Raw genomic sequence first — 16,069 nt, 5'->3', positions numbered from 1 at the left:
TACGCTGCGGGCCCATGAATGCCAAGGACAATGCAATCGCGGTGGTGACCGGGGCGGGTTCCGGCATCGGCCGGGCGGTCGCCGTGGAACTGCTGCGCACGGGCTGGTCGGTGGCGCTGGCGGGCCGGCGCGAGGAGACGCTGGAGGAGACGGCGGCGCTGGCTCCGGGGGCCGCGTCTCTCGCTGTACGGACGGACGTCTCACGCCCTGAGGACGTGAGCTCCCTGTTCGCCGCCACGGTGGAGCGCTTCGGCCGCGTCGACCTGCTGTTCAACAACGCGGGCACCTTCGGTCCCGGTGGCGTGCCGGTCGAGGAACTGCCCTACGAGGCGTGGCGGCACGTGGTGGACACCAACCTCAACGGGGCGTTCCTGTGCGCGCAGGCGGCGTACCGGCAGATGAAGGAGCAGGACCCGCAGGGCGGCCGGATCATCAACAACGGTTCGATCTCCGCGCACACGCCCCGACCGATGTCGGTGGCCTACACGGCGACGAAGCACGCGCTGACCGGCCTGACCAAGTCCCTCTCCCTGGACGGACGGCCGTACGGGATCGCGGTGGGGCAGATCGACATCGGCAACGCGGCCACCGACATGACGTCCCGTATGCAGACGGGAGCGATGCAGGCGAACGGGGAAGTAGCCCCGGAACCGGTCATGGACGTCGCGGACGTGGCCCGCACGGTGCGGCACATGGCCGAACTGCCGCTGGAGGCGAACGTGCAGTTCGCGACCGTGTTGGCGACGGCGATGCCGTACGTCGGACGCGGCTGAGCGCGCGGCAGAATTCGTCAACTCGTCAACCTGCACAAACGGAATAGGAACCTCCGCCCCATTGCGGCCGGTAGGGAGCATATGCTCAACTCTCCTACACGAAAGCTTCACAGTTGGAGTAGAGCGCTTCCGTTGGCCAATTCCAGGGGGGATGCGGCAGTCGTTCCACGGCACCGGGTGGGGGTGGATTCCGCGAGGACCGCGGAGTACGCACCGGTGCGCGTGGAACGACTGCCGCTCGGTTCGAGGCCCCGGGGCCGGCCTGCCGGTGACCGTCACTCCCGGTGCCGTCCCCCTGGCCGCCCGGGTGCCAGGCGCCGGCGCAGCGCCCAGGCCCCGCCCGCCAGCAGCGCCACCGCCGTGCCGGCCCCTTCCACCAGCCGCCCGGTCGAGGGCCCGGCCGCGACCGCGGGAGAAGCGGCGGGTCCACTCCTCGGTGAAGGCTCCGCCCCCTGCCCCTCGCTGACCGGTTCGACCAGCACACCCACCGGCCGTGCCGAAGCACCGTGCGCGAAGCCCCAGTCGAGCAGTGCGGCGGCCTCCTCGTAGACGGCGTCGGCACGGTCGGCGGGGTGCATGACGGTGACGAGCAGAGTGCGCCCGGCGCGCGTGGCGGCACCGGTGAAGGTGTTGCCGGCGTCGCTGGTGTAGCCGTTCTTGACGCCGATCAGCCCCGGGTACGCCCGCAGGCCCCAGGTTCCGCTCAGCAGCCGGTCGGTGTTCTGGATCTGGAACGACTTTCCTCCCCCGGCCGGGAAGTCCGCCGTCCGCGTCCGGCAGTAGGCGCGGAAGCCGGGGTCGCGCAGCCCGTGCCGCGCGAAGAGCGTCAGGTCGTACGCCGAGGACAGCTGCCCGGGGTGGTCGAAGCCATCCGGGCTGACCACGTGCGTGTCCAGCGCCTGCAGTTCCCGCGCCGTGGCCTGCATGTCGGCCACGGTCTTCGCCACACCGCCGTTCATGTGGGCGAGGACGTGCACGGCGTCGTTGCCCGAGCGCAGGAAGACGCCCTGCCAGAGCTGGTCGACGGTGTAGGTGGTCCCGGCCCGGACACCGACGAGGCTGGAGCCCGCCGGGATGCCGGCGAGGTCGGCGGCGGTGACGGTGTGCCGGCCGCCGCGCGGGAACCGGTCGAGCACCGTGTCGGCGAACAGCATCTTCAGCGTGGAGGCGGGCGGCAGCCGCCGGTGCGCCCGGCAGGCGGCCAGCACCTCGCCACTGTCGTGATCGGCGAGCAGCCAGGAACGGGCGGTGAGCCCACCGGGCAGTCCGGTGGCGCTGCCGACCTGCACGGTGTCGCGGCCGAGGCGGTCGCCGCCGAGTACGGGGGCGGCGGCGGAAGCGGGTGCGGCGGCGGCGACCGGGAGGGTCGCGCCGAGGGCGAGCAGAGAGCGTCTGGACAGCCGGGCTGAGTCACACATCCCGCGACGGTACGAAGCGGAATCACGGGGGCATGCACGGAACGTTCAAAAACTGAGCCAAGGTCCCGCAAGGTCACCGACCGGGCAGCCGGTCGGCGATCAGAGCCGGAGGGGCCATCCGGTGCTCAGCGCCGGACAGCCCGGCCGAAGCTCAGCGCCAGACGGGCCTGCCGGGCTCAGCGCCGGACAGCCCGGCCGATGCTCAGCGACCGAGGAGCCGGTCGACCTCGGTCAGCTGGGCGTCGGTCAGGGCGCCCTTCCCCAGCGCTCCCGCGTTCTCCTCCGCCTGGGCGACCGACCGGAAGCCGGGGATGGGCACCGTGCGCGGGCTGCGCGCCCACAGCCAGGCCAGGGCGCCCTGGGCGGGCGTACGGCCCTCGCTGGTGAGGACGTCCCGGAGGGCGTCGACGCGGGCGAGCCACTCCGGGTCGGCGCCGGACCCGTCACCGAACCCGCGGAGCCAGGCCGGGGGCCTGCTGCGGATGTCCCCGGCCTCCAACGGCTGCCGGTCCCGGCGCTTCCCGCTGAGCAGCCCCATGGCGAGCGGACTGCGGTTGATGCTCGCGAGGCCGGCCTCCTCGCACAGCGCGAGCATCGCGGGCGCGTCGGTCAGGACGTTGAGAGCGTGCTGGACGGCGGCGCAGTGCGGCCCCTCGGCGAAAACGGCGGCGCGTGCGGGGTCGTCGGTGCTCCACGCGTAGGCCCGTATCAGCCCCTCGCTGACCAGTTCCTCGCACGCGTCCCGGAGCAGGGCGGCCTGCGCGGGGTCGGCGTCGGAGAGATGGAACTGGTAGAGGTCGACGTAGTCGGTGCCGAGCCGGCGCAGGGAGGCGGTCAGGGCGCGACGCAGGTGGGCCGGGGAGTCGTCGCCACCGGTGAGAGTCCGCGTCTCCTCGTCGAACACGTTGCCCCACTTGGTGGCGACGACGACGTCGGCCCTGCGCTTGCCGAGGGCCCGGCCCAGCACGCGTTCGCTGTGCCCGGCGCCGTAGGTGTCGGCGGTGTCGAAGAAGGTGACGCCCAGGTCGAGGGCGCGCCGCACCGCCCGTACCGACTCCTCGTCGTCGACCTTGCCCCAGCCGAGCGGCTGCCCGTCGGCCGCCTGCCACTCTCCGCCGATCGCCCAGCAGCCGAAGCCGAGGGCGCTCACCTCGATGCCGCTGCGTCCCAGCGGCCGTGTGGTCTCCATGCCGGGAGGCTAGGAGTTGGAGTGCGGGCGAGGACAACCCCTCACGGGTAAAGGCCTCCAGGTAAAAGCTCAGGCCTGCCCGGTGTCGAACCGCGTGATCCTGCCGTCGTCGTCCACGGTGAAGCTCCACCGGGTACGCATCTCGCCCCAGGTGTCGTTGCTGTAGCGGGCGAGGAGGGCACGGCCGCCGTTGGACTCGTTGTCGACCTCCATGTGGCCGTGGGAGGAGAAGATCTCCCGGTCTACCCAGTCGGCGAGGTCGCGGTCGGAGCCGTCGTCGGTCATGGTCGCGCCCGGTGCGAGGAGCTCCATGAAGCTCTCGCGGTCGTGATTGTTCACGGCGGTCACGAAGGCCCGGACGGCCGGATCGCTGAGGCGCGTGGTCTGAATCGTCATGCGAGCAGCCTCGTACCGGCCACGGCCCCACGCCACCGGTGCCACCCGAACGGCGTCCGGGGACGGGCCCGCCGGGTGTCGTGGGCGGTGAGGGGTGCGACGGTGAAAACGCGAAGAGGGACGGGAGCGTTCCCCCGTTCCTGCTATCTGCTGCCTGCTACCTGCTACCTGCTACCTGCTACGGGAGACGACGTGAGGCGTAACGACCGACGTGATCTGGGTCTGCTGCTGCTCCGGCTGGGGGCGGGCGGTGTGCTGGTGGCGCACGGTACGCAGAAGCTGTTCGGCTGGTTCGGCGGGCACGGCATCGAGGGCACCGGCCAGTTCATGGAGTCCGTCGGCTACTCCCCCGGCAAGCAGAGCGCGACGGCGGCGGGCCTCGCGGAGACGGGCGGCGGCACACTGCTGGCCCTGGGCCTGGCGACCCCGGCCGCGGGCGCGGCGGCGGCCGGCGCGATGGCCGGAGCGGCGGCGGTGCACGCCCCGAACGGCTTCTTCAACCAGGGCGGCGGCTACGAGTACGCGGCGACGCTGGGCCTCACGGCAGCGGGCCTGGCCATCACGGGCCCGGGCCGCCTCTCCGTGGACCACCTGCTCGGCCACGCGGTGAACCGCGGCTGGATGATCCCAGCGGCCTTCGCGGCGACGGCGGCGGGCACGGCGGTGGTGGTGGGGGCCCGGGCGAGGCGGCTTCGGAAGGCGAAGGAGGGGGAGCAGGAGGCGTTGTTCGAGGAGGAGTACATGGAGTAGGGGTCTAGGGCCCGGAGGTGGGGCATTGTCAGTCCCGCATGGCAGGCTGCGCCCCCATGAACGAACAGTCCCCCGGCCCTGAACTCTGGTCCACCATCGACGCCTTGTACGAGTGGCTCGACACCAACCGCCCGGTCGAGGGCCGCGAGGGCCTCCTCCTTCGCATCCTGAAGCTCTCCGAGGAGGTCGGCGAGGTCGCGGAGGCGGTGATCGGAGCGACGGGGCAGAACCCGCGCAAGGGGGTCACACACACGTGGGAGGACGTGGAGGCGGAGTTGTGTGATGTCGTCATCACGGCGTTGTTGGCGTTGCGGACGCTTACGCCGGAAGCGCGAGAGGTTCTGGCACGGCACCTGGAGCGGGTGGCACGACGGTCCACGGCGCACTCGGCACAGGCGGACGTTCCGCGTCAGTCGCTCTGATCACCGGGTATCCCGGACCTGCCCTCACAGCGCGTCCACCGCGCTCACCTTCCACCCCTCACCCGTACGGTCCATCGTCATCCGCACCCGGTTCTGGTCCACGCGGGACCCCGACACCTGAGTGCTCTCGGTGACCTGGTTGACGAAGAGCAGGACGACGACCTTGTCGGGGGAGGCCGAGACGACGGAGGCGGCCGGGGCGCCGCCGGAGCCGGGGGCGGCGACCCTTGCCTTCACGACACCGTGGTACTTCTCGGCCGTCGGGGCGACCACGGTCTTCGTGGTCTTGCCGTACTCGTCGCGGAAGTCACCGGTCAGGTGGGCGCGGGCCCTCGAGAAGTCCTTCTCCAGGTGGCGGTAGTCGTACGACAGGATGATCGGTGCCGCTGTGCGGGCGGCCGTGAGCGCCTCGGTCCGGGCGGTCTCCGTCAGGCGGCCGTCGCGGTACTGCCGTCCCAGGGCGGCCAGCGCGACCAGGCTGGCGACGAGCAGGACGGCCAGGAGCAAGATGAGCGGCTTCCGTCGGCCGCCGGAGCCGGGCTCGCTGCGCTCCTGCGGCCCGTCGTCCCCGAACGACTCCGGCGACGGCTCCGGCGGGTCGTCCCAGCCGTGCTTCGGGGCCTCGATGAGAACGGTGCGTCCGGTGGGTGGCCGCTCGGCCCGGCGCGGGGACTCCTCGTGGGCGGCCGTCACCGTGCCCGCTTCGCGGTGGCCGCGCTCCGCGCGCTTCGCCGCCGCGCGGGCGGCCGCCGTCATGGTGCGGCGCGTGCCGGGACCGGCGGCACGGCCGGTGGTCGTCTTCGGCATGGTGGTACTCCTCGTCGGTGCTTGTCGGTCGGCGAATCGGCCCGTGAATCAGCCGACGAACTCGACGTCGGACGTCAGCCAGCGGCCGTCCTTGTGTACGAGGTCGAGCTGGAGCCGGTACGTGCGCGCCTCTCCCCCGGGCACGGCGGTGTTGGTCACCTTGCTGTCGGCGACCACCAGCACACGGGCCGAGTCCTCGTCGGAGCGGACGATGCCTGCCTCCAGAACCTGGCCTTCTGACACGGACTTGTTCCGGGCGACCAGCTTCGTCAACTGCTCCGTCTGGGCGGTGAACTGCTTCTTGAAGTCACCCGTCGCGCCCGCCAGGACATTCGCGCTGTCGCGGTCGTAGTGCCGGTAGTCGAGGGAGGTGAAGTTCAGTGCCGACTGGCGGGCCGCGGCCAGGATGCCCTGGCGTCGATGGTCCGCCTCGTTCTGTGCGTGGATTCCGAAGGCCAGCCAGAGCGCCAGTGCTGTGGTGACGACGGTCGCCGCGACGAGTCCCGCCGTCCTCACTCGGGGTCGTATCTGCCTCATGCCATGGGGCCGACGAGCAGCCATTGCCACGACTCCTTTCCGAACACGGCCTGCTGGCCGCCTGTCGAGCCGATCTCGACGTTGTTTCCGTCCGGGCCGGTGGTGGTGCCGGTCTCCGGGTCGTACGGGGTGACGTACGCCGCCTGGTTCGCTCCCCCGCCGGCGGTCGACGCGCCCGGGGCGTTCTGCGCGCCCCGTACCGACGACTGGCTGCCGCGCGGGAGAGTGCAGCGGGCGCCGGTGTTCGCCTCGCGTGTGCTGGTGTCCGCCGGGTCGCGGCGTGCCGTGCCGTACCCCTGGGTGCAGGCCGGCGGGTCGTCGGCGTTCAGCACCAGGCCGAAGTGGGTGGTGCCGTCGCCCGGGACGACCGTGTAGCTGCCCGCGACCATCAGCGGGAAGGTGACCAAGGCCTGCTCCACACCGGGGAGGCGGGCCAGCGTGACCTGGCCGCCGCTGATCAGGTTGGCCAGCAGGACCGACAGCTGCGGCCCGGCCGACTTCAGCAGCGAGTTCAGCTCCTGCGCCGCCGGCCGCGCGTTGCCGATCAGCTTGCGCAGGTCCCCGTCACTGGACTTCAACTGGGCTGACAGCGACGCCAGATCGCGCGCGAACGACTTGATCGAAGAGCCCTGGTCGGCCTGCGTCTTGAGGACCTTCCGTGAGTCCTCGATCAGGTCGATCGTCTCCGGCAGCGCCTCGGACGCCGACTCGACCAGGGTGTTGCCCGAGTCCACCAGGCGCCCCAGGTTCGGGCCGGTGCCGGCGAACGCCTTGCCCAGTTCGTCGACCGTGACCCCCAGGTCGTCCTTGCCGACCGAGTTCACCAGGCGGTCCAGGCTGAGGACCATGTCCGTCGTCGACAGCGGCACCCGCGTGCTCTCGCGCGGGATCGTGCTGCCGTTCAGCAGGTACGGGCCGCGGGAGGTGCGGGGCTGGAGGTCGACATACTGCTCGCCCACCGCCGAGCGGTTCGCCACCACCGCCAGCGTGTCCGCCGGGATGCGCGGCGCACCGTCCTCGATGTCGAGCGCGACCGAGACCCCGTCCGAGCCGGCCAGGCGCAGGGCGCCGACCTTGCCCACCGGCACCCCGCGGTAAGTGACCTCGGCGCCGGGGAAGACGCCCCCGGAGTCGGCGAAGTCGGCCCGCACGGTGTAGCCGCGGTCCAGGACCTCGTCCACCAGGCCCGTGTACTCGGCGCCGACGTACGACACCCCCACGGCGGTGAGGGCGGCGAAGGCGATCAGTTGCGTCTTGACCGTACGGGTGATCACGGCTGGACCCCCTTCAGCATCAGCTCGGCGAGTTCGAGGTCGATCCCCTCGGGCCAGTCGTCCCCGGTGCGGTGGCGGCCGGAGCCGTAGCCGGCGGTGCACACCGGCGGGCACAGCGGGTCGTCACCGCCCGAAGGTGCAGACGGGGCCGATGGCACGCCTGGACCGCTCGGCAGCGCGGTGGGCTTCGGCACGTCCGGCAGATCCGGTGCCTCCGGGAGATCCGGTACGTCCGGCAGGTCCGGGGCCCCGGGAAGCTCCGGTGTCCGCGTGTCCCCGCCGTTCCGGCCGCCCGGCTCGTCCGTCAGGTTGCCGTAGATCCCGGGCAGGTCGAGGTCCGCCGTGATGTGCAGGTTGACGTAGTCGCCCTTGATGGCGTCCACCACGTTGCGCGGGAACGGGTACGTCGTCAGCAGTTCCAGGGAGTTGGGCAGGTCGCTGCCCGCCTTGTCGAGCTGTCGCAGAATCGGCCGGAGCTGCTTGAGGTTGGCGACCGCGTCGTCGTGCGAGGCGTCGACCACCTTGGTGCCGGTCTTGCCCAGCTTGGACAGGGCGGTGAGCATCCTCGTCAGATCGCGGCGCTGGTCGGCCAGGACCTTCAGGGCGGGCGGCATCGCGTCGACGGCCTCGGCGATCGTCGTCTTCTCCTTGCCCAGCCGTTTGGCCAGCCGGTCCACGGCCTTCAGCGCGCGGACGATGTCCTGGCGCTGGTCGTCCAGGCCGCCGATGAAGGTGTCGAGCTCCTTGAGCAGGGACTTGATCCGGTTCTCCCGGCCTTCCAGGGCCTTGTTCAGCTCCGTGGTGATCGTCTTGAGCTGGGCCACGCCGCCGCCGTTGAGCAGGGCGGACAGCGCGGACAGCACCTCCTCGACCTCCGGGTTGCGGCCGCTGCGGGACAGGGGGATCACGTCGCCGTCGCGCAGCCGGCCGACCGGCGTGCCTTCCGGCGGCGCGGCCAGCGCCACGTACTTCTCACCGAGCATGCTGGTCTGCCGCAGCCCGGCCACGGCGTTGGCGGGCAGCTTCACCGAGTCGGCGACCCGGAGGCGGACCCTCGCGTGCCAGCCCTCCAGCTCCACCTTCTCCACCGCGCCCACGGTGACGTTGTCGACCTTGACCGCCGACTGCGGCACCAGGTCGAGGACGTCGCGGAACTCGACGGTGACGTGGTAGGCACGGCCGTCGGCGGCGGCTCCACCCGGGAGCGGGACGTCGTACCAGCCGTTGAACTCGCAGCCGGACAGCAGCAGTGTCCCGACGGCCGCCCACGCGACGGCCCCGCCCTTGCGCAGGGGCCTCATGCGCGTGCCCCCAGGATTCCGCCGAGGGTGCGGTCGACCGTGCCGGTGGCCGCAGTGCCGTCGGGTACTTCGGGCACTTCGGGCAGGGAGTCGAAGAGGTCCCTCAGCTCCCGGCAGTCGGTCTTCTCCCCCGTCGTCTTCAGGATCGAGCACAGCAGGGAGGCGGGGTCCTGCGGGTGGTCGGGGTTGTTGCGGGTGTCGAGGGTGCCGTCGGCGGGGTTGTAGGCGTTGTTCAAGTTCGACATGCCCGTCGGCGCGACCTCCAGCAATTCCTCCAGCGCCGCTCGTTGGGTGACGAGCACCTTGGTCACCTTGCTCAGGCCCTCCACGTTCGACGTCAGCGACTTCTTGTTCTTCTTCACAAAGGCGGACACGTCACCGAGGGCCGTGCCGAGGTGTTTCAGCGCGGCCGCCAGGTCCTTGCGCTCGCCCGCGAGCTGCCCGGCGACCTTGGCGAGGCTGCTGTTGAACGACCGCACGCTCTTGTCGTCCGCCGCCAGCGCCGCCGTGAACACCTGAAGGTTGCGGACCGTGCCGAACAGGTCCGTGCGGCCGTCGGACAGGGTCGTGACCGCCTCCGAAAGGTCCTCCACGGTCCGGTGCAGGTTCTCGCCCTGGCCGTCGAGGTTGTCGGCGCTGACGCCGAGCAACCGTGACAGGGCGCCGTCCTTGTTGGCGCCCTCGGGTCCCAGGGCCTCGGCCGTGGTGTGCAGGCTGTCGAAGACGCGGTCCAGTTCGACCGGCACGGCCGTGCGCGACTCGGGGATCTCGTCCCCGTCCCGCAGGACCGGGCCGCTCCGGTACACCGGCAGCAGCTGCACATAACGGTCGCTCACCACCGAGGAGTTGATGATCGCGGCCTGTGCGTCCGCCGGGACCTTGCGGTCCGCGTCGTACTCCAGCTCCACCCGCACCCGGCCGCCCTCCGGCGTGATCTTCCTGACCTGGCCGATCCGCACGCCCAGCACGCGGACGTCCGAGCCGGGGTAGATGCCGACGGTGCGGGGGAAGTACGCCGTCACGCGGGCCGGCTCGGTCCGCGGCCACAGGACGTAGGTGAGCGCGCCGACCAGGGCCAGGACGGTCAGCAGGGCCACGGGCTTCTTCCAGCGGTTGCTCACCGCGCACCTCCCGTTCGCGTCCGCGGCACCACCGGGGCGGCGACCAGGTTCTGGACGTAGGAGTCGAACCAGCGGCCGTTGCCGAGCGTGTTGGTGAAGACCCGTACGTAGGGAGCCAGGAGCTTGATGCTCCGCTCCAGGCCGGCTTGGTTGCGTTCGAGCATCTTCACCACGGTGTCGAGGCCCTTGAGCGCGGGCCCGATCTCCTTCTCGTTGTCCTGGACCAGGCCGGAGAGCTGGATGCCGAGCGCGGCGGAGGTCTTCAGCAGCTTGTGGATCGCCGCACGCCTCTTGCTGATCTCCTTGAACAGCTTGTCGCCGTCCTTGACCAGCGCGGAGAAGTCGCCCGACCGGTCGGCGAGTACACCCGTCACGCCGTTCGCGTGGTCGAGGAGTTCCCCGAGTGCCTTGTCGCGCGAGGCCACCGTCCGGGAGATCTTCGACAGGCCCTTGATGGACGCCCGTACCTCCTGCGGTGAGTCCTCGAAGGTGGTGGAGATGGTGTCCAGGGCCTTGGCCAGCCGGTCGGTGTCGACCTTCTCCGTCGTGGTGGTGAGATCGCTGAACGCCTGCACGACGTCGTACGCGGGGACGGTCCGCTCCAGGGGGATCTCGCTGCCGGGCTCCAACCGGCCCCGCCCCCTGGGGTGCAGGGCGAGGTACTTGGCGCCGAGGATCGTCTTGACCCGGATCGACGCGCCGGTCTCGGTGCCGAACCCCGGCTCGTCCTTGATCTTGAAGGTGACCTTGACATGGTCGCCGTCCAGGTCGACCTCTTCGACCTTGCCGACCTTGACCCCGGCGATCCGCACCTCGTCGCCGGGCTTGAGACCGCCCGCCTCCGCGAAGGCGGCGCTGTACGTCTCGCCGTCGCCGATCACCGGCAGGCGGTCGGCGTTGAACGCGGCCACGGTCAGCAACGCCAGGACGGTGAGTCCGACGGCGCCGATGACGATGGGGTTGCGCTCGCGGAAGGGCCCGAGGTGCGGGCGGCGGAGCCGTATCCTCGGCAGCTTCGGCGGGTCGACGCGGACCTTGATCAGCGGCTGTCGGCGCGGCTTGCGGCGGGGCAGGAGCCGTACCTCCGGCAGTCGTACTCTCGGCAGCTTCGGCGGTTCCACGCGCACCTTGAACAGCGGCTCCGGGCGGCGCTTGCGGCTCATGCCCCGCACCTCGCCCTCGCCACGTGCATCTCGGGCGTGAGCACCCGCTTCGTCTTCGGCAGCACGATCCGGCCGTCGAAGTCGCACAGGTAGAAGTTGAACCACGAGCCGTAGGACGCCGTCCCCGTCAGCTCGCCCAGCTTGTTCGGCAGCCTCTTCAGCACGCCCTCCACGGTCTTCTCGTTGTCGTTCAGCGTCCCGGTGAGGTCGGTCAGTTCCGCGATGTCGTCCTTGAGCGGCGGGCGCGCGTCCTTCAGCAGGCCCGAGGTGGCCTCCGTCAGGTCGCCGATGCTCACCAGCGACTGACCGATGGGCTTGCGGTCGGCGGACAGGCCCGAGATGACCCGGCGCAGCTGCTTGAGCAGCCCGGAGAAGCGGGCGCCGCGCTTGTCGAGCGTCTTCAGCACGGTGTTGAGGTTGTCGATCACCGAGCCGATCAGCTTGTCGCGGCCGGCCAGCGTCGTGGTGAGCGACGCCGTGTGCGTCAGCAGGCTGTTGACGGTGCCGCCCTCGCCCTGGAGGGTCTTGATGATCTCGGTGGCCAGCTGGTTGACGTCCTTCGGGCTGAGCGCGGCGAACAGCGGCTTGAAGCCGTTCAGCAGCGCGTTCAGGTCGAGGGCGGGCTGGGTGCGCGCGAGCGGGATCGTGCCTCCGGGGCGCAGCCGGGTGCCGTCGCCGGCGCCCTCGGTCAACGCGACGTAGCGCTGACCGACCAGGTTGCGGTAGCGGATGACGGCGCCGGTGCTGGTGAGCAGTGGCCGGTCCCGGCTGGCCGTGAAGGTGACCTCGGCCAGCGTCCGGTCCTTGATCCGGATGCCCGCGACCTCGCCGACCCGCACTCCGGCCACCCGGATGTCGTCACCCTCCTCCAGGCCGGTGACGTCGCTGAAGACCGCGCGGTACTCGTGCTCGGGAGTGAGGGAGATGTTCACGATGGTCGCGGCGAGCAGGGCCGTCGCCACCACCGTCACCAGCGCGAAGAGACTGAACTTGATCAGCGGAGCGGCGGTCTGCCGGGAACCTGTGGTGCTCATGCGACGCTCACCGCCGTCCCGCGCGCCATCGGCCCGAACAGCAGCGTCGCGACCGGCGGTACCTCGTCGGCGGGCACGCCCAGCACCGGCGCCACGAGCGAGCCGACGGCCCGCTGCTCGGCCCGGGTGGCGGAGACGCCGAGGGGGCCGCCCGAGGCCGTACCCGGGTTCTTGGAACCGTCATCGAGGTGGGCGCCGGGCGCCGGCACCGGAGGATGCGGCAGATCACGGCAGTTCGGGCCCGACCGCTCGCCGTAGCGCGGTTCCTCACCCGGTTCGTACGCACCCCGCGGTCGTACTACCTCCAGCGTGATGTGCATCTTCCCGCCCCGGAACGCCTCCTCGGACGCCTTCTCCTGCCGGACCAGACCGGCCAGCAGACAGGGGTACTGGGGCGAGTAACGGGCGAACAGTTCCAGCGTCGGGCGGGAGACCTGGCCGAGGGTGATCAGCCGGTCGCCGTTGGCGTCGAGGAAGTCCTCGGCGGTGCCCGCGACGGTCGCCGTGGTCGTCAGCGCCGCCGCCAGCCGTTCCTTCTGCTCGACGATCGTGCGGCTGGTGGTGACGGTGTTGCGCAGGATCTCCATCAGGTCGGGCGCCGCGTCGCCGTAGACCTCGGCGACGTCGGCGAAGCGTGCGATGTCCTCTTGCAGGGAGGGCAGGTGCGGATTGAGGCGGCGCAGGTAGGCCTCCACTCGCGTGAGGTTGTCGCCGATCCGGTCACCGCGTCCCTCGAGGGCGGTGGCGAACGCGGAGAGCGTGGCGTTGAGCTTGCCGGGCTGCACGGTCCGCAGCAGGGGCAGCAGGTCGTTCATCAGTTGCTGGACCTCGATGCCGACGCGGGTGCGGTCCTGGGTGATGACATCCCCGGCGCGGATGGGCCGGGCCGATGAGCCGCGCGGTGCGATCAGGTCGACGTACTTCTCACCGAACAGCGTCTTGGGCAGCAGGCGCGCGTGCACGTCGGACGGGATCCGGGCGACGTGCTCCGGCTTCAACGCGATGTCGAGCGTCGCCTTCGTCCCGTCGGCCCGCACCTCGCGCACCTCGCCCACCAGCAGCCCGCGCAGCTTGACGTCGGCGCGCGGATCGAGCTGGTTGCCGAGGCTGTCGGCCTCCAGCGTGATCCGCACGACCGGCGTGAACACCTGGCGGTAGACGGCGACGGACAGGGACAGCAGCAGTGCGATCACGGCGATGAAGACGACGCCGTACAACCTCAGTCTCAGCACCCTCATGCGGCGGCTCACCCCGCGATCCGTACGGTCGTGCTGGCGCCCCAGATGGCCAGCGACAGGAAGAAGTCCAGGACGTTGATCGCCACGATCGAGGTCCGCACCGCACGGCCCACCGCGACGCCGACCCCCGCCGGACCGCCGCTCGCGTAGTAGCCGTAGAAGCAGTGCACCAGGATGATCAGGACCGCGAAGACCAGCACCTTCCCGAAGGACCACAGCACGTCCACCGGGGGCAGGTACTGCTGGAAGTAGTGGTCGTACGTGCCCGTGGACTGCCCGTAGTAGCCGGTGGTGATGGTGCGGGCGGCCAGGTACGAGGAGAGCAGGCCGATCACGTACAGCGGGACGACGGCCACGAACCCGGCGATCATCCGGGTCGTCACGAGGAACGGCAACGAGGGCACGCCCATGACCTCCAGCGCGTCGGTCTCCTCGCTGATCCGCATCGCGCCCAGCTGGGCGGTGAACCCGGCGCCGACGGTCGCGGAGAGGGCGAGCCCGGCCACCAGCGGGGCGATCTCACGGGTGTTGAAGTACGCCGAGAGGAACGCCACGAAGTTGGAGGTGCCGAGCTGGTTGAGCGCGGCGTACCCCTGCAAGCCCACTTCCGTGCCGGTGAAGAACGACAGGAAGGCGATCACGCCGACCGTGCCGCCCACGACGGCGAGCGCGCCCCGGCCGAAGCTCACCTCGGCGAGCAGCCGCAAGATCTCCTTCTTGTAGCGGCGCAGGGTGCGGCCGGTCCAGGCCAGCGACCGCCCGTAGAAGGACAGCTGGGCACCCAGCTCCTCCAGACGACTCAGCAGCGCCATGCCTCAGCCCTTCTGCGGAACGACTTGGAAGTACACGGCGGTCATCACGAAGTTCGTCACGAACAGCAACATGAAGGTGATCACCACAGACTGGTTCACCGCGTCGCCCACACCCTTGGGCCCGCCCTTCGCGGTCAGCCCCTTGTAGGAGGCGACGATCCCGGCGATCGCACCGAACACCAGCGCCTTGGCCTCGGCCGCCCACAGGTCGGAGAGCTGGGCGAGCGTGGTGAAGGAGGCCAGGTAGGCGCCGGGAGTGCCGTTCTGGAGGACGACGTTGAAGAAGTAGCCGCCTGCCACGCCGACCACCGACACCAGGCCGTTGAGCAGCACCGCCACCAGCATCGACGCCAGCACACGGGGAACGACCAGCCGGTGGATGGGGTCGATGCCCAGCACCTGCATCGCGTCGATCTCGTCGCGGATCTTCCGCGCCCCGAGGTCGGCGCAGATCGCCGTGCCGCCGGCGCCCGCGATCAGCAGCGCGGTGACGATCGGCGAGGCCTCGCGCAGCACGGCGAGCACGGAGGCGGCCCCGGAGAAGGACTGGGCGCCCAACTGCCGGGTCAGACTGCCGATCTGGAGCGCGATGACCGCCCCGAACGGGATGGAGACCAGGGCCGTCGGCAGGATCGTCACGCTCGCGACGAACCACGCCTGCTGGATGAACTCCCGTGCCTGGAAGGGCCGTCGGGGGATCGTCCGGACGACGTCCAGCGCCATCGCGAAGAGGCTGCCGGAGTGCCGCAGCGCTCCGGCCGGTGACAGGGTCATGCGCCGGCCACCTCCTTCTGGTGGAGCTGGGCCTCGCGCCGTGCGATCGCCTGCCAGCGGGGCGGGCGGGTGATGCCCGGTCCCGGCAGCAGGCGGGGAGTCAGCTGCTGCGCGCGCGGGCTGTCGTCGATCTGCGCGAGCTCCTGCTCGACCTGCGCCGCGTCCTTCTCCTCCGCCATGCCGATCGGGCCCTGCATCCGGCCGTTCAGGAACTGCCGTACGACGGGCTCGTCGCTGTTCAGCAGCTCCGCGCGCGGCCCGAACATCACCAGCTCACGGCGGAACAGCAGCCCGATGTTGTCCGGCACCTGGCGGGCCGAGGCGATGTCGTGCGTGACGATCAGGAAGGTCGCGTCGATCTGGGCGTTGAGGTCGACGATGAGCTGGTTGAGGTAGGCGACGCGGACCGGGTCCAGGCCCGAGTCGGGTTCGTCGAAGAGGATGATCTCCGGGTCCAGGACGAGGGCCCGGGCCAGCCCGGCGCGCTTGCGCATCCCGCCGGAGATCTCGCCGGGCAGCTTCCCCTCCGCCCCGATCAGCCCGACCATGTCCATCTTCTCCAGCACGATGCGCCGGATCTCGCTCTCGGACTTACGGGTGTGCTCACGCAACGGGAAGGCGATGTTGTCGTACAGGTTCATCGAGCCGAACAGCGCGCCGTCCTGGAAGAGCACGCCGAAGAGCTTGCGCACCTCGTACAGGTCGCGCTCGCGGAGCTTGGTGATGTCCCGGCCCTGGATCGTGATCGAGCCGCGCTCCGGCTTCAGCAGTCCGACGAGCGTCTTGAGGAACACCGACTTGCCCGTGCCCGAGGGGCCGAGCATGACCGAGACCTCCCCGGCGGGCAGCGTCAGCGAGACGTCCTGCCAGATGACCTGGTGACCGAAGGACTTGGTCAGCCCTTCCACACAGATCTCGACACCCATCCGGTCCACCCTTCAGCCCGTGGAGCAGTGCCCCTGAAGCAGCTCTGACATCCGCTCTACGGGGAGGGGCTGGGCGTCCGTCGCTGGTGTGGCCGGATTTTTTTCGGGCGGGTTACGGGCAGCGCTCTCGGGTC

Annotated in this window: 17 protein-coding genes; 3 read left to right on the top strand and 14 right to left on the bottom strand. The window is 70.7% G+C overall.

Annotated elements, in window-relative coordinates:
* The first annotated feature begins 14 nt into the window (after window positions 1–14).
* The gene (locus ABTX60_RS32185; RefSeq protein ID WP_352100528.1) at window positions 15–773 is read left to right on the top strand and encodes an SDR family oxidoreductase; all 759 of its coding nucleotides are present in this window, start codon (window positions 15–17) and stop codon (window positions 771–773) included.
* 275 nt (window positions 774–1,048) lie between these two features.
* On the opposite strand, the gene ABTX60_RS32180 is transcribed toward ABTX60_RS32185, so the two are convergent.
* From ABTX60_RS32180 to ABTX60_RS32170, 3 genes are all read right to left on the bottom strand, one after another.
* Window positions 1,049–2,191, bottom strand: coding sequence for a D-alanyl-D-alanine carboxypeptidase family protein (locus ABTX60_RS32180; protein ID WP_352100527.1), 1,143 nt, complete (start codon window positions 2,189–2,191; stop codon window positions 1,049–1,051).
* A 202-nt stretch (window positions 2,192–2,393) separates the two neighbouring features.
* Window positions 2,394–3,380, bottom strand: a complete 987-nt coding sequence (locus ABTX60_RS32175) for an aldo/keto reductase (RefSeq protein ID WP_352100526.1) — start codon at window positions 3,378–3,380, stop codon at window positions 2,394–2,396.
* A gap of 69 nt (window positions 3,381–3,449) precedes the next feature.
* Window positions 3,450–3,776, bottom strand: a complete 327-nt coding sequence (locus ABTX60_RS32170) for a nuclear transport factor 2 family protein (RefSeq protein WP_352100525.1) — start codon at window positions 3,774–3,776, stop codon at window positions 3,450–3,452.
* A 192-nt stretch (window positions 3,777–3,968) separates the two neighbouring features.
* Here ABTX60_RS32170 and ABTX60_RS32165 point away from each other — a divergent pair, with 192 nt between their 5' ends.
* Both ABTX60_RS32165 and ABTX60_RS32160 read left to right on the top strand, forming a co-directional pair.
* On the top strand, window positions 3,969–4,526 hold the full coding sequence (locus ABTX60_RS32165; protein WP_352100524.1) for a DoxX family protein: 558 nt from the start codon (window positions 3,969–3,971) through the stop codon (window positions 4,524–4,526).
* Window positions 4,527–4,582: 56 nt separating this feature from the next.
* Complete coding sequence (locus ABTX60_RS32160; protein ID WP_352100523.1) at window positions 4,583–4,948, top strand: MazG-like family protein; 366 nt, start codon at window positions 4,583–4,585, stop codon at window positions 4,946–4,948.
* A gap of 24 nt (window positions 4,949–4,972) precedes the next feature.
* Here the strand turns inward: ABTX60_RS32160 and ABTX60_RS32155 are convergent, their stop codons facing one another.
* Genes ABTX60_RS32155 through ABTX60_RS32105 form a run of 11 tightly spaced genes read right to left on the bottom strand, consistent with a single transcriptional unit; the run spans window position 4,973 to window position 15,935 of the window.
* Window positions 4,973–5,755: a hypothetical protein gene (locus ABTX60_RS32155; protein ID WP_352100522.1), complete on the bottom strand. Its 783-nt coding sequence runs from the start codon at window positions 5,753–5,755 to the stop codon at window positions 4,973–4,975.
* A 48-nt stretch (window positions 5,756–5,803) separates the two neighbouring features.
* Window positions 5,804–6,316, bottom strand: coding sequence for an Rv1363c family protein (locus ABTX60_RS32150; protein ID WP_502992439.1), 513 nt, complete (start codon window positions 6,314–6,316; stop codon window positions 5,804–5,806).
* On the bottom strand, window positions 6,289–7,566 hold the full coding sequence (locus ABTX60_RS32145; protein WP_352100520.1) for an MCE family protein: 1,278 nt from the start codon (window positions 7,564–7,566) through the stop codon (window positions 6,289–6,291). Before ABTX60_RS32145 ends, ABTX60_RS32150 begins: the two co-directional genes overlap by 28 nt.
* Window positions 7,563–8,867 (bottom strand): MCE family protein, encoded by a 1,305-nt coding sequence (locus tag ABTX60_RS32140; protein ID WP_352100519.1) that lies wholly within the window; start codon window positions 8,865–8,867, stop codon window positions 7,563–7,565. The genes ABTX60_RS32145 and ABTX60_RS32140 overlap by 4 nt, the downstream gene beginning before the upstream one ends.
* Entirely contained in the window at window positions 8,864–9,988 is a 1,125-nt protein-coding gene (locus tag ABTX60_RS32135; protein ID WP_352100518.1) for an MCE family protein, read from the bottom strand. The genes ABTX60_RS32140 and ABTX60_RS32135 overlap by 4 nt, the downstream gene beginning before the upstream one ends.
* Window positions 9,985–11,151, bottom strand: a complete 1,167-nt coding sequence (locus tag ABTX60_RS32130) for an MCE family protein (RefSeq protein WP_352100517.1) — start codon at window positions 11,149–11,151, stop codon at window positions 9,985–9,987. The genes ABTX60_RS32135 and ABTX60_RS32130 overlap by 4 nt, the downstream gene beginning before the upstream one ends.
* Window positions 11,148–12,185 carry an MCE family protein gene (locus tag ABTX60_RS32125; RefSeq protein WP_352100516.1) on the bottom strand — a complete coding sequence of 346 codons (1,038 nt, stop codon included), beginning with the start codon at window positions 12,183–12,185 and terminating at the stop codon, window positions 11,148–11,150. The genes ABTX60_RS32130 and ABTX60_RS32125 overlap by 4 nt, the downstream gene beginning before the upstream one ends.
* A complete protein-coding gene (locus ABTX60_RS32120) occupies window positions 12,182–13,423 on the bottom strand; it encodes an MCE family protein (RefSeq protein WP_352100515.1) in 1,242 nt (413 codons plus the stop codon). The genes ABTX60_RS32125 and ABTX60_RS32120 overlap by 4 nt, the downstream gene beginning before the upstream one ends.
* Window positions 13,424–13,431: 8 nt before the next feature.
* Entirely contained in the window at window positions 13,432–14,235 is an 804-nt protein-coding gene (locus tag ABTX60_RS32115; RefSeq protein WP_010036859.1) for an MlaE family ABC transporter permease, read from the bottom strand.
* Between the two features lie 3 nt (window positions 14,236–14,238).
* Entirely contained in the window at window positions 14,239–15,009 is a 771-nt protein-coding gene (locus ABTX60_RS32110; protein WP_352100514.1) for an MlaE family ABC transporter permease, read from the bottom strand.
* Complete coding sequence (locus ABTX60_RS32105; protein ID WP_352100513.1) at window positions 15,006–15,935, bottom strand: ABC transporter ATP-binding protein; 930 nt, start codon at window positions 15,933–15,935, stop codon at window positions 15,006–15,008. The genes ABTX60_RS32110 and ABTX60_RS32105 overlap by 4 nt, the downstream gene beginning before the upstream one ends.
* Between the last annotated feature and the right edge of the window lie 134 nt (window positions 15,936–16,069).

It is taken from the genome of Streptomyces sp. NPDC126510, assembly GCF_040302345.1.
GTDB lineage: Bacteria > Actinomycetota > Actinomycetes > Streptomycetales > Streptomycetaceae > Streptomyces.
Note: the sequence above shows the minus strand (reverse complement) of the source record. Positions and strands in the feature narration are given on the sequence as shown.